Consider the following 23,042-nt stretch of genomic DNA (forward strand, 5'->3'; position numbering starts at 1 on the left):
TGCTCAGGCAGCGTATGCGCCACTGCCGGCGATCTTGTTCAGTGTATCGGGGCACGGGAGGCTTGTGCCTGCCCGGCTTCCATCCCTCGGCTACGCCACCAAATGCGCTCCGGCCCGTGCATTTCTAACCCGTGTGTCGCACGCCGCGCTTAGTGGATGGCCGCCACCAGCAGCACGCACACCGCCGTCGCGCCCAGCAGCAGGCTCATCCGGTCCGTCAGCGCAAAGATCACCGGGTCCTCATCCAGTTCGCCGCGGCTGGCCAGCAGCCACACCCGGCTCACCCACAGGATCATGATCGGCGTCATCAGCCACAGGCGCTGCGGGTGCGGGTACAGTCCCGCCACGTCGCCCTGGCTGATGTACAGCGAGAACACCACGATCGAGGCATACGCGCTGCTGGTGCCGAACGACCGCATCTGCTCGATGTCGCTTAGCAGGTAGCCGCGCCCGTTCGAGGGCACCTGCCCTGCGGCGCGGATATTCTGCAGCTCCGCAAACCGCTTCACGATCGCCAGTGAAAGGAACAGGAACACCGAGAAGCCCGCCAGCCAGGGCGAAATGGCTACCCCCGTCGCGGCTGAGCCGGCCAGCAGCCGCAGCGTGTACAGCCCCGACAGCAGCACCACGTCCACCAGCACCACCCGCTTCAGGTACAGCGAGTACGAAAGCGTTGTCACCAGGTATGCCACCAGGCACAGCATAAAGCGCCCCGGCAGGAACGCGGCCAGGCCCAGTGCCGCCACCAGCAACCCTGCCGACAGCAACACGCCCGTCTTGGCCTGCAGGTCGCCCGCCGCAAACGGGCGCCGCCGCTTGCGCGGATGCTTCCGGTCTGCCTCGATATCCAACAGGTCGTTCACGATATAGGTCGAGGACGCACACAGGGAGAAACATACAAACGCCAGCACGGCCTCGAACAGCCGCTGCGGCTGCAGCGCATGGGCCAGCAGCAGCGGCACAAACATCAGCACGTTCTTGGCCCACTGGTGCACCCGCGCCGCACGCTGCAGCGCCCGCAGCGGCGAGACCCGGTCGATAAACTGCCGGGCCGCAACGAACTTGCCGGCGCGAATCGCGCGGCGCAGCGCTGCATCCGGGTTCGCCGTCATCGCCGTGCCCGCATGGCAAAGCAGCGGCACATCCGGCCGCGCATTGCCGATGTAGTCAAAGCCACCCGCCCCGAACCGCTCCTCGAATGAGCGCAGCTTGTTGTGGCCGGTCAGGTTGGTGCGCCCATCGCTTGCCAGCACCCCGTCAAACAGGCCCAGGTACTTCGCCACGCGGTCGGCCAGCGCGGAGTCGGCGCCGGTGGCCAGGTACAGGCGCCTGCCCCGCCCGCGTTCCAGCTCGAGATACTGCAGCAGCGGCTGGTTATAGGGCAGGGTAGCGACGTCCAGGCGGATCCGCGCCGTCACCTCGCGCTTCAGCGTTGCCTTGCCCCGTGCGATCCAGCCCGGCACCAGCGCAAGGTCACGCGTGTGCGTGCGCACCATCAGCAGCAATGTATCGATCAGGGTGTCGCACTTCACGAGCGTGCCATCCAGGTCCACGCATAGCGGACGCGCCGTTGCCCTGCTTGCTTCAACCTTGGCCGCGGCGGACTGGATGGGAGTACTCGCTTGTATCATCAGCATCGGCGAGTATAGCAGGCGCTCAGCCACCGCATGGTCGTCAGTCTGCCTGCTTCCCGCGAGTCTTCGCGCAGCCTGGCTCATCCAATGCGAAGGCCCGGCACACCGGGATCGTTCGCGAGGATCGCACCCATATGGCAGCAAAGCCGCTTCTGCTTTCCGTACTCGACCAGTCGCCCATCGCCGAAGGTTCCACCGCCGGGGAGGCGCTCGATCGCTCCGTGGAGCTAGCCCAGCACGTTGAGGCGCTCGGCTATCGGCGCTTCTGGATGTCCGAACACCATGCCATGCAGACCCTCGCCTGCTCTTCGCCCGAGGTGGTGCTGGCCCGCATCGGCGCTGCTACCCGCTCCATCCGCATCGGCTCCGGCGGCATCATGCTGCCGCACTACGCACCGTTCAAGGTCGCGGAAAACTTCCTGACCCTGCACGCCATGTACCCCGGCCGCATCGACCTCGGCGTGGGCCGCGCGCCCGGCGGCGGACCGCTCGAGTCGCAGGCCCTGCGCCGCGACCGTAAGTCCATGCCCGCCGACGACTTTCCCGACCAGCTGGCCGAGCTGCTCGCCTGGCTCGGCAGCAATCCCGATGCGGCTCCCCACGGCGCCGGCGCCGACCCAGGCACCGACTCGGACACCGGTCACGACGCCAACCAGGGCTTCCCCCACGGCCACCCTTTCAGCCGCATCCACATCTCGCCCGCCCCCGCGCCGGGCACCGGCACCCCCACGGTCTGGCTCCTGGGTTCGAGCATGTGGGGCTCCGCCGCCGCTGCCCAGTGGGGTTTGCCCTACGCCTTTGCGCATTTCTTCTCCCCCGTCGCCACCCGCAATGCGCTCGAAAGCTATCGCCGCGCCTTCCAGCCCTCCGCCCGTCTTGCCGCCCCGCAGTGCACTGCCGCGGTCGGCGTCATCGTGGCCGACACCGACGAAGAAGCACGCTTCCTCCATGCCAGCGTGCGCCTCCTGCAGCAGCGCATCCGCGAAGGCGACCGCCGCCCCGTGGCCGATCCCGCGCAGGCCGAGCGCCTGCTCAACGCCCGCTCCGCCGCCACCAGCGGCCCGTTCGGGTTCGCGCCCGACACCCCGGGGAAGAGGGCGAGTTCCCCCGCTACATCGTCGGCAGCCCCGCCACCGTGGAGCGCGAACTCGGCGCCATGGCCCGCTCGCTGGCGCTCGACGAAATCGTGGTCAACACCATCACGCACAGCCACGCGGCGCGCCTGCGCTCCTACACCCTGCTCGCGGAGATCTTCCCTCAGCAGCATCCCGCCGCCACCTTCACCACCGACGCCACCCCCGCCCTGGCCGCCCGGTAACCCGGGCGCCGAAGCCAGCGCGGAGCCGGTAGCATGCCTCGTACGTCTCACACGCATCAAAACAACAAACGCACTTGCGAGGAACTCAATGGCAGGAGATAGAAAACCAGGCACCATCGTGCTTGTACACGGCGCATGGTGCGATGGCAGCGTCTGGACCAACGTACTCACCACGCTCGCGCATGAGGGCTATTCGGTGCGCTCCGCGCAGCTTCCGCTCAAGTCCTACGAGGGCGATGTGGCTGCCGTGGAACTGCTGCTCGACCACATCAAGGGCCCGGTGCTGCTGGTCGGCCACTCCTATGCCGGCGCCGTCATCTCGGCTGCCGGCAACAACCCCAAGGTCGTCGGCCTGGCCTACGTGTGCGCCTTCGCCCCCGAGGCCGACGAGGTGTTCGGCAGCCTCCTGGCCATGCATCCGGCTGCTGAACAGATGACCATTGGCCCCGATGCCAACGGCTTCCTGTGGCTCGATGCTCCCTTTGCATCGGCCGCGCTCGGGCACGACCTGCATCGCGGCGTCATCCACCTGGCCGTCGCCGTGCAAAAGCCCACCAGCTACAAGCTCTTTGAAAGCAAACTCTCCGACCCGGCCTGGAAGCGCAAGCCCACCGCCTACCTCGTCACCACGGAAGACCGCATCCTCGCACCCGCCACCCAGCGCGAGCTGGCCAAACGCATCCACGCCCGCGTCGAGGAGGTCGCCGCCAGCCACCTCGTGGTGCTCTCGCAACCGGCCGCCGTGGCCCAGTTCATCCGCGCCTCCGCGGAAACGCTCGAAGGCTGAACCCCGCGGCGCCCGCCGCACACACAAAAGGGCTGCACCCCGGCGACTTTTGAAGTCGTCCGGGGGTGCAGCCCTTTTGTGCGCGTCGGCAACGCCCTGTGCGCCGTTCAGCGCGGCCGTTTAGTGCGACGCAGACGCCAGCGTTTCCAAGTCTTCAGTAGCAAGCTCCTGCGGAAAATAAGCGTTCAACGCATACTGCTCTACCATCCGCTGCGTGTTAAAGAACGAGCCGTTCAACGCAATCGACGAGCGCATCACCCTCTGCCACTGTTCCTTGTCATCCTGGTACAGCGGCAAAATGACCTCGTCGAGCTGCGTGTACAGCGACTCCGCCTCGTGCGCTTCCTCTTCCAAATCCGCAATTGCCCAACCCGTCACGCCTTCGATCCAGCCCTCGATCCACCAGCCATCCAGGATCGACAGCGAAGGCACGCCGTTCAGCGCCGCCTTCATCCCGCTGGTGCCGCTCGCCTCGTACGGGCGTTTCGGCGTGTTCAGCCAAAGGTCCACGCCGCTGGTCAGCAAGCCGCCCAGCTTCCACTCGTAGTTCTCGATGTACAGGATCTTCAGCAGACCGCCGGAAAGCTCATGCGCCAGCTCGATCACGCGATGAATCTTGCTCTTGCCCGGCTCGTCCGCAGGGTGCGCCTTGCCCGCATACAGCACCTGCAACCCGCCGAACTTCTTCGCGATCGCCACCAGCCGCTCGGCATCCGTGAACAGCAGGTCCATGCGCTTGTACGTCGCCGCACGCCGAGCAAAACCGATCGTGAACACGTCGGTCTTCAGCGTCTCGCCCGTGCGGTCCATCACCGCGTCCACCAGCAGTTGCTTGGCTTCGCGATGCGCCTTCACGATCTCCACTTCCGGGATATCGATCGCATAGCGCAGCGTCACGTTGTCCCGGCGCCAGCGCGGCAGGTGCTTGTCAAACAGCTCCAGGAACGGCTTCGATGCCCACGTGCCCGCATGCACCCCGTTCGTGATCGCGTCGATCTGGTACCCCGGAAACATCGCCTGCGACACGATCCCGTGCTGCATCGCCACGCCGTTCACAAAGCGTGAGAAGCGCAGCGCCACGTAGGTCATGTTCAGCATGCCCTCGTGCGCACCGCCCGCCCGCTCCAGCATGTCGGTCGTGTCCGCACCAAGAATGCGCCGCGCCTGCTCCATCGAGAACCGGTCATGCCCCGCCGGCACCGGCGTATGCGTGGTAAACACGCATTGCTCACGTACGCGTGCAAAGTCGTCGGGCCCGGCCAGCGCAAACGTGCGCCCGGCCAGCGTGCGGCCCACCAGCGCCACCGTCAGCAGCGCTGCGTGGCCCTCGTTCATGTGGAACACCTCTGGTTCCAGCCCCAGCGCCAGCAGCAGCCGCGCCCCGCCGATGCCCAGCACGATCTCCTGCCGCAGTCGGTAGTCCGTGTCGCCGCCATACAGCCGGTCGGTCAGCGTCCGGTCCGCGGCCGCGTTCTCCGGCACATCCGTATCCAGCAGGAACACCGGCACCACGTGCCCCGTGACCCCGCGAATGTCATGCCGCAGCGCCCGCACCGCAACCTGCCTACCCTCGATCTCCACCCATACCAGCGGCGCTTCCGGCGTGGTAAACGCGTCCACCTGCCAGGGCTGCTCGACCTCGGTCTGCACACCGTCGGGGCTCAGCAACTGCCGAAAGTAGCCGCGGCGGTGCGCCAGCGTAACGGCAACCAGCGGCACGCCCAGGTCGGCCGCGGCGCGCAGCGTGTCGCCTGCCAGCACGCCCAGTCCGCCGGAGTAGGTGTTCATCTCTGGTTCAATTGCAATTTCCATCGAGAAGTAGGCGACCCGGGCTTCGAGGCTGGTGCTGGTGTCCGGGTAAGAGAAGCTTGGCTGTTTCCGCATAGACAGTGTTGGTACCGGCTTTCCCTGTTGGTGCTCCAAGTCTAGCAAGAGGCCAACTGCCATTTGCTCTCCAGATTCCCGTTTCGTCGTTGCGGTTACGCTTTCGCGATTACGTCTTCGCCCTGCGACCCGGCCGATGATCGCCCTGGGTCCGCGCACCCCCGCGCGCACCCATGCGCGTCCCCCGTGCGCGCCTCATCCGGCTGCGGAGCAGCTCTTCAAACCCCGCATGCGCTTCCGGTACACTGGCGCGCATGCCCACTCCGCGCCTCCGTGCCGCCCTGCAAGCGATTGCCGCCACTGCTCTGCTCGCCCTCCCTGCCGCACTCCACGCGCAGGACTGGGCGAAGACCCGCCTCGAAAGCTCCCCGCGCCACCACGAGTACGTCACCGTACCCAGCGGGGGACGCTCCGTGCAGGTCTTCGTGGTCTACCCCGAGGTCGAGACCAAGGCGCCGGTCGTGGTCTTGATCCACGAAATCTTTGGCCTCTCCGACTGGGCGCGCGAAATGGCCGACGAACTGGCCGCACAGGGCTACATCGTCGTCGAACCCGATCTCCTCAGCGGCGCAGGCCCCGGCGGCGGTGGGTCCTCAAGCTTTGCCAGCCAGGACGACACCGTCAAGGCTGTCTCCATGCTCGACCCCGCGCAGGTCACCGCCGACCTCAACGCCGCCGCCGACTACGCCGAAAAACTCCCCTCCACCAACGGCCACCTCGCAGTCGCCGGCTTCTGCTGGGGCGGCGGCAAAAGCTTCCTCTTCGCCACGCAGCGCGCCGACCTCCGCGATGCCTTCGTCTTCTACGGGCCGCCACCCACGGACGCCGCGCTCGCCGGCATCCACGCGCCTGTCTTCGGCTTCTACGCCGGCAACGACGCCCGCATCGCCGCCACCGTCCCGGCCACCACCACCGCCATGAAGGCCGCACACAAGCACTACCAGCCCACCCTCTACGACGGCGCGGGCCACGGCTTCATGCGCCTCGGCGAAGCCCCCGACGCCACCCCGGAAAACAAGAAAGCCCGCGATCAGGCCTTTGCGTCCCTACTTGCCGAACTCAAAAAACTCCAGTAGCGAACAACAAAACCGCCTGCGCGGCTCACGGCCACTTCGTGGCGTGTACTCGTTAAGAACAAATGCCTCAAGGTATCCGGGTGCGTCTACCCGGGATACCTTGAGGCTTCTGCTTTTCAGGTGCACATGTCCCGAAGGGACCGCGAGCCGCGCAGGCGGTCTTATTACTTCCCGCGATAATCCAAAAACAGGTCCGGATAATCCCGCTTCAGTGCCTCGATCTTGGGCCGGTCGCACACCTCGATATACGGGTTGTTCGGGTTCTTCAACGCGTAGTCCTGGTGGTACGCCTCGGCCTCGTAAAAGCCCTTCAGCGGAACGATCTGCGTGGCAATCTGCTTCGGAAACACCTTGGCCGCATCCAGCTTCGCGACATACTCCTCGCTCAACTTCTTCTGCTCCGGCGTGCCGTAAAAAATCACTGAACGGTACGACGAGCCCACATCCGGCCCCTGCCGGTTCACCTGCGTCGGGTCATGCGCGACCGAGAAGAAGATCTGCAACAGCCGCCCATACGTAATCTTCGACGGGTCATACGTAACCTTCACCGACTCCGCGTGCCCGGTATTCTCCTGCGTCACCTGCCCGTACGTCGCCGTTGCCGACGAGCCGCCCGCATAGCCCGCCTCGGTATCCGTCACACCCTTGACACGCTCAAACACCGACTGCGTTCCCCAGAAGCATCCACCCGCAAACACCGCCGTCGCCTTGCCCGGCTTGCTCGCCAGCGCCGCATCGTTGGTGGGCGCCGGGATCGGCCCCGCCGCCCACATCACCGCACTTCCCAAACCCAGCACAGCCCCTAACAAACTCCGTCGCCCCGGCAGCAATCGCATCCGTTCCACCCCTGTCTATCTAGATGCACCACCGCAATGCAACGACCAATAAACCGCCTACGCGGCTCGCGGTCCCTTCGGGACGGGTACTCGCAAACAACCAAGGCCTGAAGGTACCCCGATCGAATCGTCCGGGGTACCTTCAGGCTCTTGCTTTTCAGGCACACACGGCACGAAGTGGCCGCGAGCCGCGTAGGCGGTTTTACAGCACTTTCTTCGCCCCATCCGAAGCATGGCACTGGAACACGTCCGGCTTGATCCCGGTCTGCTGCTCATACGCCTTGGCGACCGCATCGCCGAATGCCCTGGCGTGCTGCTCCTCGACCAGGTTCACCGTGCAGCCGCCGAAGCCGCCGCCGGTCAGCCGGGCGCCCACCAGTCCGGGCTGCTGGTTGGCCAGCTCTACCATCAGGTCGGCCTCCGGGCAGCTTGCTTCAAAGTCGTCGCGATAGCTGGCGTGGGCCTCGGCCATCAACTGGCCAAGGGCTTCAAGGTCGCCGCGTTCCAGCGCGGCCGCCGCGGCCTCGGCACGCAGGCTGTCGGTGATGATGTGCCGCGCGCGTTTCAGCACGTTGAGCGGCATCTCGTGGCCCCACTGTTCCAGGTCGGCCGGCGTCGCATCGCGCAGCAGCGCAATCTCCGGCCGGTGCGATCGCAGCGTCGCCGTGGCCTGTTCTACCTCGGCGCGCCGCGTGTTGTACTCGCCGCCCGCGTGCGAGTGCTTCACCATGGTGTTGCAGATCACCAGGCTCAGGTTCGTGGGAATCGGCGCGAGCTTCGACTCGAGCGAACGGCAGTCCAGCAGCAGTGCCGAGTCGCGTTTGCCGCAGCACGCGATGAACTGGTCCATGATCCCGCAGTTCGCGCCCACGTAAGTGTTCTCGGCGCGTTGTGCCAGCAGCGCCATCTTCGGCCCGGGCAGTTCCACCCCGGCCACCGCCAGCAGTGCCAGCATCGTCGCCACTTCAATCGAAGCCGACGAACTCAAACCCGCGCCCAGCGGCACATCGCCAAACAGGGAGAGTGAAAAACCACCCTGCTTCGCCGCCGCGCCGAGCCCGCCGTCGATGCCCTCCGCACGCAGCACCTCCAGCACGCCGAACGGGTAGTCGCTCCACTCGTGGCTGCCCTTGGGCGGTACGGCGTCCAGCGCAAACTCTACCCGCTTGTCGAAGTTCACCGAGTACACCGAGGCGACGCCGTCCATGCGCCGGCTCACCGCCGCCACCGTGGCAAAGTCGATCGCCGCCGGCATCACGAAGCCGCCGGCATAATCCGTGTGCTCGCCGATGAGGTTCACGCGACCCGGTGCCGCGAACACGCCGATGGGCGCTTCGCCAAACTGCTCTTGGTGCGTTGCCGCCAGTTCTGCTGCTGCTTTCGCTGTATCCACTTCGGTTACCTTTCCTCTGCCTTGCCCACGTCCAGTACCAGAGTCCATCGCCGCGTTTCGCCCGCGTCAAGCAGTGCGCCAGCACCCTGCGCAAGCGACGCGGCCAGCGCATCATCCGGCAGGTTGCAGGGCTCGAGCGCCACGGTGTACCCCTTCTTCTCCGACGGACCCGAGGGCCAGCCGCCATAGCAGATCCACAGCCCCAGCCACGGCCACTCCGATGCATCGAACCGCAGCGTAACCATGGCGCGCAGCGTCTTGCGCTCCAGCGCGCACCAGCCCTCGGAGGGCGCCGGCATCACCAACTTGTCGCCCACGCCGTCATCGTGCGAGCCGCACAGCGAAAGGTCAAGCGGCTGCTCATCCAGCGCATTGGTCGTCAACGGCCATGCATGCCGGGTGCCGCTCGCGCCCAGTCGTCCATCGCCGGACGAAGCCGCCGTAATCTCCCGCACGCTGTCCGGCAGGTGAATGCGATCGAATGGTTCCACCGCAAACAGCGGGTGCACCGACCAGCCATACGGCACCGCCACGGTGCCCGTATTGCGCAGAGCATAGTCGAGCCGCAGTGTTCCGCCGTCGACTGTCAGTTGCCGCTCAAACTGCACCGGCAGCGACGTGCCTTCGGCATGCATCCGCAATGTCGTCGCGGTCGCCTCGTCCACGGTAAAGGGCACCCGCCAGAAGTCTCCATGGTCCGGGATCTCGGCGCGTCCGTTCTCGCCATACTCCACCACGCAGGGCCCCACCGAGGGCAGGCACTCATCCCATCCGCCGCCATCGCCCTGGTCAAACGGCAGGGTGGGTGTGCGCGCCTCGTAGGGCCGCAAGGGCGCCTGCAACAACTCGCCGCCGCCCGGCACCAGCGAGATCGACGCGATCTTGCCTCCGAGCTCCGGCAGCACTTCCACCCGGAGCTGATCACTGAGCAGCACTTGCCGCTTCCACTGCCTGCTTGTCTCCGCCACCTTGCTCCCCTTCGCTCTGCGCGCCGCGCCCGTTCAATCAAGTCACGTGCGGCGCCACACAGGCTTCGCCACTCAGCATAGCCCACGCCTGCCACAAACATCTGCCGCAGCCTGCGCACAGTTACAGCCGGGTCGCTTGTGCCCGCAGCCGCGCCCGGCAAAATACCCGAAACGGGCACACCCTCCAAAAACCACCCGTTCGCCGCTTGCGCTTATCCAAGGCTCTGCTAGACTGATCGCGCGTAGGAGCCGTACGGGCAAGCCGCTCCCCCAAGCAGGCTTAGCTTTTGGCCGCCAGCCCACTGCTCCTGTTCACTCCAACGCAATTCAAACCCAGGGAAACGCACGATGGAACAAGGCACTGTGAAGTGGTTCAACGACGCAAAAGGTTTTGGTTTCATCTCCCGCCAGAACGGGGAAGATGTATTTGTGCACTACTCGGCTATCTCCTCCAACGGTTTCAAGAGCCTGCAGGAAGGGCAAACCGTGCAGTTCAATGTAGTTAAAGGACCAAAAGGCTGGCAGGCAGCCGACGTGCAACCGCTGTAACTCGTCTTACCTATTGGAACCGGGCGCTTCCGGTTCGTTCGGGTGCACCGCCTGTGCGTGCTTCCTGTGAATGTAGCGCCCTGGTCTACTCCTGCAGTCACGCGATTGCTTGCAGGCGAAGGCAAGGCAAGGCCACCCGCCGGTCCGCTCCATCTCGGCTAGCGCGTTCCCCGGCTGTGCCGTTCGCCGCATCCGGCCATGCCCGCGCGTTCCTCGTCCGCGCGTCCAGCGTCGTTCCCGGCACCTCTCCGCACACAAGTAAAAACCAGTGGCAGCTCAGAACCGAGGGCCATCCGCACTCCTCCGCGCGCCGGAGTCGGAGATCTCGCACTCGCCGTGGTCCGCGAACACGCAGAAGCGGTCACGCCCGCGCCCGGCCACCCGGGTTTTGTAGTCTGGGACGATGACCTCGTCTCACCCCCGACGCACCGCCGTCCCCCAGGCATCCTCCCCGGCCAAGCGAAGAGCAGCCGCCCTCCCGGCACTCCTTGCCCTTTCCTTTGCTCCGTTCTCCGCGCACTCTTCGCGAGCCCAGGCACCGGCCCAAATGCAGCCCCAGGCCGCCGGGCAGCCACATCGCACCCTGCAGCAGCAGGACATCTTCACCGATGCCCCCTTCGCCTCGTGCCATGCCTCCACGGTCGTTGAGCTGCGCAATGGCGACTGGCTCGCCGCCTGGTTCGGCGGTTCGGCCGAGGGCAAGCCCGATGTCGCCATCTGGTCCTCCCGCCACACCGCCGCCGGCTGGTCGAAGCCCGCACAGTTGGTGCGCGAGCCCGCCATTGCCTCTTGGAACCCCGTGCTCTTCCATGCCGCCGACGGCACGCTCTGGCTCTATTACAAGTTCGGCCCCGTCGCCGCCGGGTGGACCGGCGCCCGCATGCAAAGCGCCGACGACGGCCGCACTTGGTCCGCCCCCGAGCACCTGCCCGCCGGCATCCTCGGCCCCATCCGCGCCAAGCCCTACGTCGCCACCGACGGCACCATCGTTTCCGGCTCCTCGGTCGAGAGCTATCACTCCTGGGCCGCGTGGATCGAGCGCTCCTCTGACAATGGCGCCACCACGCAGAAGTCCGGCCCCTACACCCTCACCGATCCCGCCATCCAGCAGCTCACCGGCAAGGCTCCGCTCCCCGACGACACCACCGGCCTCATCCAGCCTTCGGTCGTGCCGCTCGGCGACCACCTGCGTTTCTACGCCCGCTCCACCAACAACATCGGCCGCATCTGCGCCGCGGACTCCCGGGACGGAGGCCGCACCTGGACCCCTCCGCACGCCCTGGACCTCGCCAATCCCAACTCCGGCATCGACGCCGTGCACCTGCGCGACGGCCGCATCGTGCTGATCTACAACCCCACTGCCAGCGGACGCTCGCCGCTCGCGCTGGCCGTCTCCCGAGACGGCGAACACTTCCAGCGCTTCCAGACGCTCGAAGACGATCCCGGGCAGGAGTTCTCCTACCCTGCGCTGATCCAGCTCGCCGACGGCGACCTGCTCATGACCTACACCTGGCACCGCACCCGCATCCGCGCCGTGCGCCTGCCGCTTGCCCAGGTCCCATAATCGCGTGCCTGGATAACGCGTAGTCCCCGCACGCGATGCAGGCGCTGTGCCGGGCGCAAACAAGCGCTCCCAGCCTCAACCGCGCCCCACACGCTCCAGCGCATCGCACGCCCCGCCAATTCCATCCTCGCGCGCAATCACGGCCGCCGCCTCGCGCGCTCGCGTCGCATACCCTGGATCCCCCAACAGTCGGCGCAGCGCCCGCGCCGCCGCCCCGGCTTCGTACTGTTCGCGCGGCAGCACCCGCGCCACCCCCAGCCGCTGCATGCGCAGGGCATTGTCCGGCTGGTCATGGCTATAGGGCATCACCAGCATCGGTTTGCCCGCGCGCAGCGCCTGCGCCGTGGTGCCCACGCCACCCTGGTGCACAATCGCCGCCGCCCGCGGAAACAGCAGCGAGTACGGCGCGTAATCCGCGTAGCAGATCCGGTCGTCGCCCGGTCGGCCCTCTGGCACCTCCGCGTGCGTGCCCCACAGCATCACCGCGCGTGTGCCCAGCACCCGCGCCGCTTCCGCTGACTGTTCCCAGAACACCCCCGGGTCCATCACCGCGGCCGAACCCAGCGTAAACACCACCGGCGGCTCGCCCGCCTCCAGGAAACGCTCCAGTTTCTCCGGTAGCCGCGCCTGCCCGCCATCCTCGGCCGCCGCCGCGTTGCGGTCGTAGAACGCAAACCCGCTCTGCACCGTCTGTGCGGGCCAGTCCCGCTGCGGCGCACCCAGCAGCGGAGAAAACAAGGCCAGCACCAGCCCCGGCGCATGCTTGGCGTCAAACAGCGGGCTTTCCCCGCGTCCCAGGCCCAGCTCCTTCCGCAACGCATACACCGGCGCGCACCAGCTTCGCGTCACCGCCCGCGCAAACGGCCGCAGGAGGTGCCCGGTCAGGTGCTTCGCCAGCGGAAACGTCGCCAGCACCCTGGACAGCACGGGGTACGGCGGCAGCACCGGCGGGTCATAGCCGGAGAAGAACGAGAACGGTGCCAGCACGTACGACGCCCACGGCACCCCGGTCTTCTCCGCTACCAGCGGCGCGGCATACGCCAGCTCGCCGCACACCAGCAGGTCCGCGCCACCGTCGGCAGCCACCACCGCCAGCAGGTCTTCGTAGCTCTCGCGCAGCGCCGGAAACAGGAACTCCCGCAGCCCGCGCTCCGTGCCGCGCTTGCGGTCATAGATCATCGCGATCATCGCCGCGTCATCGGCCTGCTGCTCCGGGCGAATCGCCGCAAATGCAAGGCCACCGGCCTCGGCCTGCCGACGGAACATCGAGGGCGCGGCCAGCACCACCCGGTGTCCCCGCTCCATCAACGCCCTGCCCAGGCCGATTAGCGGGTTCACATCGCCAAACGTGCCAAAGGTCGCAAACACAATCCGCATCAGTTAAAAGCTTCGCTCAAATGTGTGAAAGCGACGTTCCAGTTCCCACTGCTGCGTCGCTTTTTCGCTCCCGCGTACCAGCGCCCCGCACGCCCCGGTTGCCGCGTCGGCTCCAAGCTGTCCCCGGCACGCCGCCACCGGCGTCCGCAGCGTTTCGGGCGTCGCCTGCTGCCACAAACTCGCTCCCGGCAAAAAGGAGTGCTCGAGCGAGGCGCGCGCCATCTGTTTCAACTGCGCGTACACAAGGTGATATGTCTCCGCCGCGCGCACATATTCATGCGTCAGGTCGATCCGCGACACGCCCTCGTCGTCGGTCGAGAGCGCCACCGGCACCCCCGCCCGCAGGTACTCCGGCAGCGGGTGGTTCTCCCTGGAGACGCCAAGAATCACGTCGTTGCTGGTGAGGTTGATCTCCACCAGCACGTGCCGCCGCGCCATCTCCTGGAGCAGCTCCGCCGGCCGCTCCTCGTACATGATGTCTACCCCATGCCCGATGCGCTCCGCGTGCCCCTGCTCCACCGCCGCGCGTACGTGGAAACGCAGCCCCGCCGGTGGCACCAGCCCCTGCGCCAGCTCGCCCGCATGCAGCGCAATGTGCACCGCCGGGTACGCGCGATGCATTGCGTCCAGCATGCTCATCTGCAGCAGGTAATCGCGCATCGACAGGAAACCATCCTCGGGCTGCACAAAGTTCAACCCCACCACCCGGTGGTCCGCACGCGCCAGCTCGAATGCAAACACCACCTGCGCCAGCACGTCCACGGCGGGCTGCTCACGCAACACCTGGAACAGGTACCGGATCTCCACTCCGCACCCCGCCTGCGCTCCCGCGTCGTTGCCGTCCGAGCCGCTGCCGCCCATGCCGCCGCCGCCCGGCCCTGCGGCACCGTTCGCGCCGTTGCTCGTTCCCTCTGCGTTACCGGTCGTGCCTGCGGCCTTGGCTCTAGAACCCGCCCCAGCCGCTCCGACGGACGTACCAGCCGCCTCCACGCTGTCGCTTTTCGCAAGCGCACAATGCTCCCGCGCGCGCCGCACCGCCTCGTTGCGATCCATCGCCGCGCGCGCCGCCTCCACGCTTGCCGCAATCGCGCCGGTGGCGAGCAGCGCCTCGCGATCCCGGTCCCAGTCCGCGCCCGCCTCAGCCGGCAGTGCCAGCTTTTCGGCGGCAGCCCGGGCCTTTGACAGGTCCGGCGTATCCATGACCTCCAGGTACTGCTCGTTCTGCCGAGCCGCGCGCGTCGCCACCTCGTCCAGCCAGTCGCCCGTGTGGCCCGAGCCCAGCCCGCCAAACCGTCCAAACGTCGCGAAGAACTGGTCGTGCCCGGTCACGCCTGGCGTCGGCACAAACCCGCGCATCGAGAAGGAGTCGATCAGCGCATCCCGGAGCGGCGTTGCCCGCTCCAGCGCTCCCGGCCCGCTTACCTCACCCGGCTTGCACGCCCCGTGCGGCACGCTGCGGTCAAACGACAGCGTCGCCGTGTCCACGCACAGCCCGTCGGCCGCCGCCTCGTCCAGAAATGTCTCCGCATACACCGCGCCCGACAAATGCATGTGGAGGTCCGCGCCCTTGGGCATGCCTTCCAGGAATGCATGCAGAGCCAGTGGGCTCTGGCTCGCTGCCCGTGCAAACGCCGCTGCTGTCCGCGCTTCCGCTCCGGTCTGCACCGGCTGCGCCGCGGCCCCGTGCGCGCCGGGCAGCGCCAGCAGCAAGGCAAGCGTAACGCTCCACCGGCCCCGCGCCGTTACCCTGTCCTGCTGCAGGGTCATGGGCGAAAACAAGGGCTGGCGCCGCGGCATAGCCCGGCAAAGCATCGCAAAGAACAGGGAACAAGGCAGCATAATGCCCCAAGTGTATGGCATTCTCCGCCACCCCTCGCAGGCAGCGCCAAACCCGAGGCCCCGGCACGAAACGTGCATTCAAACCGGATTTGCTGCTAGACTACGGAAGTTGTGGCGATGCAGTACCCGCCAACACACCTTGCGCCGCGCCATTCACCGCCGGCAGCGAGGTTTCTTGGGACTCCCAAGGCCAGATAGCTCAGTGGTAGAGCGCGGCCCTGAAAAGGCCGGCGTCGGCGGTTCAATCCCGTCTCTGGCCACCACTTTAAATCCCAATGTTTGTGCCCACTTGAGCGGGTCACTCGACAATCTGCAAGCAAATTGCAAGCATGTGTGGGACATGATTCCTGTTCTTCCACCCGGCACTCCCGTCAGAAGTTCTGAGACGCAGACAGTCAGTGTTTACACCCGGCATTCCGCAGCCTGCTCCAAGGCGGGCGATCCGAAGTGGCGTCGTTGCTCCTGCATCAAGTACATCTACACGCTCAAGGGCGGAAAGCTGACGACTTTCTCGGCCAAAACCAGAAGTTGGGAAAAGGCACAGGCCCAGGCCACCGAAATTCAGAACTCATGGGACCCACTCAAACAAAGACTCCGTGAGCTGGAGCGAAGGCATGAGGAGGCGCAGCAGGCAGAAGTTTCAATCGAACTGGCTGTAGAGCGATGGCTGCTGTCGCTTCGATCTCAGCTCGAGAATGACTACACCTACCGTAAGTACGAGACGTGTGCGCGAAAGATCCTAGCCTGGTGCAGAGCGCAGAGGTTCTCGAAGATCACGGAGATCACGCCGGATGCGATCGACCAATGGAGGTCGCAATGGCGGCCGAATGCAAAACACCCAGACGATCGCATGGGCAAGAGTACAGCCGGACGACACCTCGAGAAGGTCAAGGCCTTCACCCGGTACTGTCAGCACATCGGCTGGATTTCGCGCGACCCGGTTCTGGGAGTGAAAGCCATCAAAGCCGAGAAGACAGATACGCTTCCACTCCTGAGCGGGCGCTACGAAAAAGTACTCGCCGCAACGCATGCATACGACGAGTCCATGCGTCCTGATGACCGGTATGGCTTAGAGCTTCGAGCGCTTTTCGAGCTGATGCGCTGGTCAGGCCTCCGGATCAGCGACGCCTTGGCCCTGAGCAGAAGAGCCATCGAGGGCAACAGGGTGACTTTGCGCACAGTGAAGTCCCAAGGAAAGAAGAAGTTGACCCTACTTCTTCCCGATCATGTCATCTCGGGGTTGAATGCACTGCCGCTGCGCTCAGGAGTTCACTCCGAGTACTTCTTCTGGTCCGGGACGTCGAAAGTGAAGTCATTGACAGGGATGTACCAGCGGAAAATCAACAGGCTCAACCAGTTTCTATCGCTGGTTGACGACGAAGGCCGACCGATGAAGTTCCACTCGCACCAACTGCGGGACACCTTCGCCGTGAGCCACCTGCTTGCTGGCACCTCGATGCAGGACCTCAGCTGGATGCTCGGTCACAAGTCAGTGCGAGTGACCGAGACGTTCTATGCGCCGTGGGTACCTGAAACGCAGGAGCAGCTCGAAGAGAAGATGACCCAGGCCCTGGCCGCAATGGGCGCGAGTGTCACGCTCAACGCCCGCAAGTGAGTCGCTTATGCACGGACATCACCACTGACTTGGGTATGCGCAAGGAACAGTACCCCCGCTTTCCGCGGGTCTCCTGTCGAACGATCCGCACCACATTCGCCTCATCTGCGAAGAGGCTACGGACTGTCTTCTCGTTGAGATTCCACACCTCTGCGATCTCTTTCGGGGTGTAATGCTGTTCCAAGGCAAGCTTGTTGCTCCGGATATCAGCGATTGATGTCTGGGTCTCGTTGGCGCGATGCGAATTTTGCATGCGGGTCAATACCCACCACCCGGCTTGTACCCCGAATATCGTGGAAAGATTTTGATCATCGCGCGGAGACCCAGTGGTACACGGGCAAGCTTTGTGTGATCTGGAAGCCCGCCAGTACTCTAACCTGTCGACCGCGATCGCTGGGGTAGGCTTTCTTGCCTGAACTCGCTCTGCGTTGAGGTCCTGGGTCTTGCAGTGAGAACTGCTTCAGGGTCTGTTCGCTTTTTGAGAAAAGAGGGAGGCGGTACCTCTTGAAGGTTTTTGTGCCCATCGATGTCAGCGCGCACCAGGCCTGCTGCCAGTGAGTTTTCCTGCTTGACGGTGCCAGTACCTCCTGTTGGGCAAGGTGAAAGCGGCCTGGTAAACGTAGCTTGCAAGTTGGAAGGGGCGTGGAGGTAAGCACACGCAGCGGAGAGGAAGGTTTTCCAAGTAGATCACTTCAAACCCAGCTCGCTGATTGCCTCCATGGTGTCTGGATCAACCCCGCATTGCGTGATCAGGTCAAAGGCAAGCTCCATAATGTGGATCGACAGATCTAAGCGGTTCAAGGCTGCGGCATATCCGCGTAGGCGGAAGTCGATCGCCAGTTGAAACCGCGCCTACTTCCACCATTTCCGCTCTACGCTTTCTTGGCGGGTAGCTTGCCCTTGATTTCCTGCTCCTGGATCGCAGGCAGCACGGTCTCGGCGGCTGGGATCAGCTGCTGCGTGCGCTGGGTGATGCGGACCTCGCAGGACTCCTGGTGCTTCAACCCCAGTTCGCGCCACACGTCCGACACCCGCTTGGCAATGACGTCGGGCGGCTGCATGAGCAGCGCGTCCACGTTGATCAGGCAGTACTCGAAGATCGCGATGTCTTCCTTGAAATCTTTGGAGTTAGCGGTGAGGAAATGATCCGTCATGATCATCTGCTTGATCTCGTCGTGCTGGGTACCAGGCTTGATGTGGTTTACCCGAAAGCTGAGCTTCTCAAGGTAGGGAACGACATTCGCCAGGTTCTCGTCGACCCAGAGGCGACCGCGTGAAAGCGCGACGCGGCGAAGCAAGGTGTGAGTTCCAGTCGGCATCTGCCCTCCACGTCGAAGTCTAGCGTGGCTCTGGCGATTGCTGAAGGGAGACGAGACCCGGTGCTGAAAAGAGTTGGTTAAAAGACGCGGCGTTGCAGCGCCGTTGGAGGATGAGGCTCGGGATGAAGGTCAGCTATGTCTTTGAAAAATGGCAATTTACGATCCTTCAAGAACATCTGAGAAACACGTTGGTAAACCCATTCGGCCCAGGATGTGCTTGTAAGCCCAGGGGGAAGGATCGCTTACGATGTTTCACCTCTTTCATCAGAATTCCACATTGCCTGCTCTCATGAGACGAGCGGAATGCCGGGTCAAAAGGGCGGGATAAAAGACGAGGTTCCGAGGTGTACTCTGCGCACGGACGATCGTTACAGCGATGATCTATGAATGAGTTGCGAGAGCCGGTTCTTCGAGAGCTTACGCAGGGAACCACTGAGCTCGACGGCGAAGCTCCACCGGTGGGGGGCAGGAAGTAGCCGCGCAAGGGCATCAAGTAGCGGCACCCAGAAAGCGAGTGACGCCAGGAAGACAAGTGTGATCAGGGCTGCTGTTTGCTGTTCCGACATGAGCACTCCTCAGGGTGCGCCAGCCCGGGATGAGCCAGCGTGTGAAGCGTGGGAGGGTCTTGCTCCCTCCCGCGCAAGAGTCGTTATTTGACTGTGAAGTTGACGCTGGCTGGCGGCGCGGCCTGGTAGTTCCCCTGCGAGGCATAAGCCGCAGTGAGCGTGAAGCTTCCTTTCTGCGAAGTGGAGTAAATGATCGCGGCTTGGCCGATTTTGTTCAGCGTGACCGAACCTAAGCTCGACCCGGCGATGGTGTATGTCACAGTGCCGGGTACAGGCAGAAGACCTTCATCGGCGTAGACGGTGCAGGCAAGGGTCTGCCCGAGCTTGAGCGATGTGTTCTGGCAGCTCAACAAGAGCTTGACCGGGCCCGCTGTCACAGTCACGGTGACGATCGCCGAGGTCCCGGGCGCGTAGTTCGCGTCGCCCGAGTAGAGCGCGCTCAGCGGGTGCGTGCCCACGTTGAGCGACGGCAGCACCAAGCCAAGGAGGTAGCCCCTGGTGAGCGCGAGGAGCGGGTAGTTGCCTATAGCTGTCGAGCCGTCGTACACGGTTACCGTTCCGGTTGGTGCAGGCTTGCCGTTTGCGGCTGCCACCACGATCTCAAAAGCCGGTGTCAGCGGATACACGAGTTTGGTGGAGGCGAGCTGCAGGCTCACCGCCGTGACGGGAATGGTGAGAGCTACCGTGTTCGAGGTGGACCCGGTAAAGTTGGCATCTCCCACGTACATGGCTGAATAACTATGCTGCGCGCCGGAGAGCTGCCCGGTGCTGTACGTCGCAGTGTTGCCCGAAAGCGCCACCGTCGCCAGCTTGGTCGACCCATCGTAAAAAGTCACCGCACCGGTAGGCGTACCACTGTACTGCGGGCTCACCACCGCTGTGAGCGAGGCAGCCGAGCCGTAGCCCGACTTCACTGCTGTGGCTGTGAGCTTCGTGGTGCTGCCTGCCTGCACAGCCGCAAAGCTGGCCTGCCTGGAGCCTGCGTTGTAGCCGGTGGCTGCGGCCTGGTTGGCCTGGACGATCACCGTGCCTTCACCCCTGACCGTGACCACGCCGGAGGTGCTGACCGTGGCGGGTCCGCTCACCAGCTGGTAGGTAAACGTGCCGTTGGAGTTGGAGGTGGCCATGAGCTGGAAGCTCTGCCCATAGGCGTAGTTGGCGGCGGTGGCAAAGGTGATGGTGGGGTTCACGGTGAAGGAGAGCGCGACCGTGCTGGATGGCGAGGTCAAGTAATTGGGATCCCCGGTGTAGACGGCGGTAAAGCTTTGCGAGCCGGTGTAGTTCCCGGTGGCGTAGGTGGCTATGCCGCCCACCACAGGGCTTTGCCCGAGCAAGACCCCACCGTTGTAGAAGGAGACCGAGCCCGTGACAGGCGCGGGATTGCTACCGGCGTTAGTGGGGGCGACTCTGGCGGTGAGGTTCGCTGTGCCGTTGCTGTTGTTGACGGTGCCGGTGAGCGTGGTGAGGGTGGCAGCCTTGGCGACGGTGAAGGAAGTGGTTTGCGTGCCTGCGGCATACGGGCCGTAGGCGGCCTGGTCAGCCTCGACGACGACTGTGCCCGCGCCGGTGAGGGTAAGGATGTTGCCGCTGATGGTGGCCGGGCCGCTGTCGACCTTGTAGGTGATGGCGCCGGAGGAGCCGGAGCTGGAGCTGGCCTGGACTGGGAAGGGTACTGCACCATAGGTCTGGTTGGGAACCGAGAAGGTGAGGTTGTCGGCAGTCTGCGTTGCCACGCCGTAGAGCTGGACCGTTTGCGTTCCGGAGGTGCTGTTGAGCGAGTTGTCCGCAAAGCTGACGGTGCCGGTTTGCGGGCCGGGGGCTTGCGGGGTGAAGCTGATGCTTAGGTTGCAGGCCGCGCCCGGGGTGAGTGTAAAGGCGCTGCCTCCGGAGCAATCGGCGGCTGTGCCGGAACCGGGGACCTGTGCGAAGCTGCCGCCGCTCGTCGCGAGCATGTAGGCCACGTCAAGGGGCTGGTTGCCGATGTCTTGAATTGCAAAGGACATGGGGCTGTCCGTGCTGGTGCTGCCCGCCTGGGTGTCGGCATAGCTCCACGACGGCGGGGTCGCGCGGGGCAGCTCCAGAGTGCGCGCGTTATAGGAGTCCGCCACGAAGAGGTTGCCGGATGCGTCCAAGGCGACGCCGTCGGGAATGTAGAGGTCGGTGGCCAGAATGAGCGGAGGGCCGCCCGCGGCAGTGAACTCGATGAGACGGTTGTTGCTGGAGTCCGCCACATAGATGTTTCCGGCACCATCCACAGCCAGGCTGCTTGGTTGACGCAGGCCACTGCCTACCGTTTGCTGCGCTCCGCCGCCGGCTGGCAATTCAAACACCTCGGACTGGTCCAGGACGAAGACATTCCCGGAAGCATCCACGGCTACATCCTTTGGGTAGAAGAAGCCAGACCCCACGGTGGTTTGGGCACCGGTGGCTGCAGCGACCTCCACGACCCGCCCGTTTGCGGCATCTGCGATAAAGACGTTGCCAGCTCCATCCACAGCAACCCCGTCGGGTGTGTTCAAGCCACTGCCCACGGTAGTCTGGGTTCCGTTTGGAGCAACCTTGAGCACCCTGTTATTTAAGCTATCGCCGACGAAAAGATTGCCGGCTCCGTCCACAAACAAGCCGGTGGGATCGTTCAAGCCGCTGACCACGGTTGTGGTTGTGCCGGCCGGCGCGACCTTGAGGACGGAGCCCGCGACCCCGTCGAGCACGAAGACATTGCCGGCGCCATCGGCTGCCACGCTAGCTGGATAGCTGGCGCTCGTGTTGATGGTTATTTGTGCCGCGCTGTTGAAGGCGATCGCCGGCCCAACCCCCTCGCCGTAGACCAGCGTGGTGGCGAGCACGTTGCCGCTCCCATCCACCAGCTCCACGGCGCCGTTGCGGGCGCCCGGAGCGGTGGGGGCAAAGCTGACCGTGACTGTGCACTGCGAACCCGTGGAAAGGGTGCCGGTGCAGGTGCTGGAAGCAACTTTGAAGTCGAGGCCGGGTGTGCCCTGGGTAAGGGCGACGGGCGCGCCAAAGGTGCCGGCATCTGTGATGTTGTACGTCAGCGTCGCGGTCTGCGTGCAGGGCGCCGGCGAGGTCTGCCCCGCCGGGCAGACGTTCCCCGAGCCAAAGTTCACTGAGTGCGTCTGAACCTCCACCACTCGGTTGTTACTACTATCCGCGACGAAAACATCGCCAGCACCGTCCACCGCCACGCCGCGGTCTTCGAGCCCCAATCCGCTCGCGGGCACCGTCGTCTGTGTGCCGGCAGGCGTAACCTCCACAACCCGTGTATTAAAGGTGTCCACGATGTACACATCACCCAAGCCATCTACTGCTACGCCAAATGGACGGTCCAATCCGGTGGCAGGGACTATGCTCTGCACGCCGCCAGGTGTCACTTCCACCACGCGGTTCTTGGTGGTATCAGTGATAAAGACATCGCCCGAGCCATCTACCGCTACGCCATATGGTCCACTCAACCCGCTGGCCGGTACGGTAGTCTGCTGCCCCCCGGGCGTCACTTCTACCACGCGGTTGTTCCCAAGGTCCGCAATGAAAACGTCACCGGCGCGGTCCACGGCGACGCCTTCGACGTAACTCAACCCAGCGGCAGGCACCGTGGTTTGAACGCCGGCGGGCGTCACCTCGACCACCCTCGTGTTTTGCGTGTCTGAGATGTAGAGATCACCTGAGCCATCGACGGCGATGTACTCGGGAGGATTCAATCCCGCGATGGGTATCGTCGTTTGGATCCCGGCGGATGTTACCTTCAGCACGCGGTTGTTGCCGTTGTCCGCAATCAAGAGATTTCCTTCCGCAGTTATCGCCACGCCAAGGGGATTGCTCAATCCGCTAGCCGGCACGGTGGTTTGCACACCGGCAAAGCCGGCCGACTGCCCCGTCGCAGCCTGTGCAGCGCCAAGCATGAGCAGGAGCGCGAACCACGGAGCGAAGGCGCCGCGGCAGGGAGCCGCCAGGCGGCCGAAGGCGAATGCGGCGAAACATAAAGCGGCAGGGCGGGAGGGCAACAGGCGCATGATCGGGCTTCCTTTGTTTTCGCAGGGCTGTTTCTCGGCAGCCGGGGAGGGGTGCTGAGCTCTGGTGTCGTTGCAGGAAGAACGATAAGGGGGGCGCGGTGTCCGGAATAGAGTAGGGCTACACGAAAAATGCTTTGGGTGTTTGTTTTCTTAGTGAGGTAACAAACAGGGGCCAATCCGTTGGAACCGGACGTTTTCGTGTACCCCTACAGTGGCTCGTGGGGGCGGAAGAAGGTATGCTTGCCGCGATCCTGCTTGCCGTGTGCGCGAGGTGAGCGGTAAGTCAAAC

At 64.7% G+C, this 23,042-nt stretch carries 14 protein-coding genes and 1 tRNA gene; 6 read left to right on the top strand and 9 right to left on the bottom strand.

All coding sequences use genetic code 11. The features are described from left to right. Positions 1–149: 149 nt before the first annotated feature. A complete protein-coding gene (locus D1Y84_RS09130; RefSeq protein WP_370245742.1) occupies positions 150–1,637 on the bottom strand; it encodes a UbiA family prenyltransferase in 1,488 nt (495 codons plus the stop codon). A 131-nt stretch (positions 1,638–1,768) separates the two neighbouring features. On the opposite strand from D1Y84_RS09130, the gene D1Y84_RS18435 reads away from it, so the two are divergent. Then, on the top strand, positions 1,769–3,739 hold the full coding sequence (locus tag D1Y84_RS18435) for an MsnO8 family LLM class oxidoreductase (protein ID WP_233581301.1): 1,971 nt from the start codon (positions 1,769–1,771) through the stop codon (positions 3,737–3,739). Between the two features lie 120 nt (positions 3,740–3,859). Here D1Y84_RS18435 and glgP read toward each other — a convergent pair whose 3' ends face one another. Next, the gene (glgP, locus tag D1Y84_RS09145; protein ID WP_124848236.1) at positions 3,860–5,623 is read right to left on the bottom strand and encodes an alpha-glucan family phosphorylase; all 1,764 of its coding nucleotides are present in this window, start codon (positions 5,621–5,623) and stop codon (positions 3,860–3,862) included. Between the two features lie 254 nt (positions 5,624–5,877). Here glgP and D1Y84_RS09150 point away from each other — a divergent pair, with 254 nt between their 5' ends. After that, positions 5,878–6,699 carry a dienelactone hydrolase family protein gene (locus tag D1Y84_RS09150; protein WP_124848237.1) on the top strand — a complete coding sequence of 274 codons (822 nt, stop codon included), beginning with the start codon at positions 5,878–5,880 and terminating at the stop codon, positions 6,697–6,699. A gap of 164 nt (positions 6,700–6,863) precedes the next feature. Here D1Y84_RS09150 and msrA read toward each other — a convergent pair whose 3' ends face one another. From msrA to D1Y84_RS09165, 3 genes are all read right to left on the bottom strand, one after another. After that, positions 6,864–7,472 (bottom strand): peptide-methionine (S)-S-oxide reductase MsrA, encoded by a 609-nt coding sequence (gene msrA, locus D1Y84_RS09155; protein WP_233581564.1) that lies wholly within the window; start codon positions 7,470–7,472, stop codon positions 6,864–6,866. A gap of 265 nt (positions 7,473–7,737) precedes the next feature. Beyond that, positions 7,738–8,928, bottom strand: coding sequence for a galactokinase (gene galK, locus D1Y84_RS09160; protein ID WP_233581302.1), 1,191 nt, complete (start codon positions 8,926–8,928; stop codon positions 7,738–7,740). Between the two features lie 5 nt (positions 8,929–8,933). Beyond that, on the bottom strand, positions 8,934–9,863 hold the full coding sequence (locus D1Y84_RS09165; RefSeq protein ID WP_124848240.1) for a hypothetical protein: 930 nt from the start codon (positions 9,861–9,863) through the stop codon (positions 8,934–8,936). A gap of 381 nt (positions 9,864–10,244) precedes the next feature. Between D1Y84_RS09165 and D1Y84_RS09170 the strand changes: the two genes are divergently transcribed. Both D1Y84_RS09170 and D1Y84_RS09175 read left to right on the top strand, forming a co-directional pair. Next, positions 10,245–10,445, top strand: a complete 201-nt coding sequence (locus D1Y84_RS09170; protein ID WP_124848241.1) for a cold-shock protein — start codon at positions 10,245–10,247, stop codon at positions 10,443–10,445. Between the two features lie 547 nt (positions 10,446–10,992). After that, entirely contained in the window at positions 10,993–12,009 is a 1,017-nt protein-coding gene (locus D1Y84_RS09175; RefSeq protein WP_199726382.1) for an exo-alpha-sialidase, read from the top strand. A 75-nt stretch (positions 12,010–12,084) separates the two neighbouring features. Here the strand turns inward: D1Y84_RS09175 and D1Y84_RS09180 are convergent, their stop codons facing one another. Beyond that, complete coding sequence (locus D1Y84_RS09180) at positions 12,085–13,386, bottom strand: glycosyltransferase (protein ID WP_124848243.1); 1,302 nt, start codon at positions 13,384–13,386, stop codon at positions 12,085–12,087. Positions 13,387–13,389: 3 nt separating this feature from the next. Then, positions 13,390–15,153, bottom strand: coding sequence for an adenosine deaminase (locus D1Y84_RS09185; RefSeq protein WP_233581303.1), 1,764 nt, complete (start codon positions 15,151–15,153; stop codon positions 13,390–13,392). A gap of 260 nt (positions 15,154–15,413) precedes the next feature. Between D1Y84_RS09185 and D1Y84_RS09190 the strand changes: the two genes are divergently transcribed. Both D1Y84_RS09190 and D1Y84_RS09195 read left to right on the top strand, forming a co-directional pair. After that, positions 15,414–15,488: transfer RNA gene (locus D1Y84_RS09190), tRNA-Phe, on the top strand. 77 nt (positions 15,489–15,565) lie between these two features. Next, positions 15,566–16,840 carry a tyrosine-type recombinase/integrase gene (locus tag D1Y84_RS09195; protein WP_124848244.1) on the top strand — a complete coding sequence of 425 codons (1,275 nt, stop codon included), beginning with the start codon at positions 15,566–15,568 and terminating at the stop codon, positions 16,838–16,840. Positions 16,841–17,712: 872 nt separating this feature from the next. Here the strand turns inward: D1Y84_RS09195 and D1Y84_RS09200 are convergent. Both D1Y84_RS09200 and D1Y84_RS09205 read right to left on the bottom strand, forming a co-directional pair. Beyond that, complete coding sequence (locus D1Y84_RS09200) at positions 17,713–18,159, bottom strand: hypothetical protein (protein WP_124848245.1); 447 nt, start codon at positions 18,157–18,159, stop codon at positions 17,713–17,715. Between the two features lie 649 nt (positions 18,160–18,808). Then, positions 18,809–22,753 carry an Ig-like domain repeat protein gene (locus D1Y84_RS09205; RefSeq protein WP_124848246.1) on the bottom strand — a complete coding sequence of 1,315 codons (3,945 nt, stop codon included), beginning with the start codon at positions 22,751–22,753 and terminating at the stop codon, positions 18,809–18,811. Between the last annotated feature and the right edge of the window lie 289 nt (positions 22,754–23,042).

This window comes from Acidipila sp. EB88 (genome assembly GCF_003858395.1).
Lineage (GTDB): Bacteria > Acidobacteriota > Terriglobia > Terriglobales > Acidobacteriaceae > EB88.

Coding starts and splice junctions, on each gene's coding strand:
- D1Y84_RS09130 (WP_370245742.1), bottom strand. CDS start 1,637: ATGCTGATGATACAAGCGAGTACTCCCATCCAGTCCGCCGCGGCCAAG.
- D1Y84_RS18435 (WP_233581301.1), top strand. CDS start 1,769: ATGGCAGCAAAGCCGCTTCTGCTTTCCGTACTCGACCAGTCGCCCATC.
- glgP (WP_124848236.1), bottom strand. CDS start 5,623: ATGCGGAAACAGCCAAGCTTCTCTTACCCGGACACCAGCACCAGCCTC.
- D1Y84_RS09150 (WP_124848237.1), top strand. CDS start 5,878: ATGCCCACTCCGCGCCTCCGTGCCGCCCTGCAAGCGATTGCCGCCACT.
- msrA (WP_233581564.1), bottom strand. CDS start 7,472: ATGTGGGCGGCGGGGCCGATCCCGGCGCCCACCAACGATGCGGCGCTG.
- D1Y84_RS09170 (WP_124848241.1), top strand. CDS start 10,245: ATGGAACAAGGCACTGTGAAGTGGTTCAACGACGCAAAAGGTTTTGGT.
- D1Y84_RS09175 (WP_199726382.1), top strand. CDS start 10,993: ATGCAGCCCCAGGCCGCCGGGCAGCCACATCGCACCCTGCAGCAGCAG.
- D1Y84_RS09180 (WP_124848243.1), bottom strand. CDS start 13,386: ATGCGGATTGTGTTTGCGACCTTTGGCACGTTTGGCGATGTGAACCCG.
- D1Y84_RS09185 (WP_233581303.1), bottom strand. CDS start 15,153: ATGACCCTGCAGCAGGACAGGGTAACGGCGCGGGGCCGGTGGAGCGTT.
- D1Y84_RS09195 (WP_124848244.1), top strand. CDS start 15,566: ATGATTCCTGTTCTTCCACCCGGCACTCCCGTCAGAAGTTCTGAGACG.
- D1Y84_RS09200 (WP_124848245.1), bottom strand. CDS start 18,159: ATGCCGACTGGAACTCACACCTTGCTTCGCCGCGTCGCGCTTTCACGC.
- D1Y84_RS09205 (WP_124848246.1), bottom strand. CDS start 22,753: ATGCGCCTGTTGCCCTCCCGCCCTGCCGCTTTATGTTTCGCCGCATTC.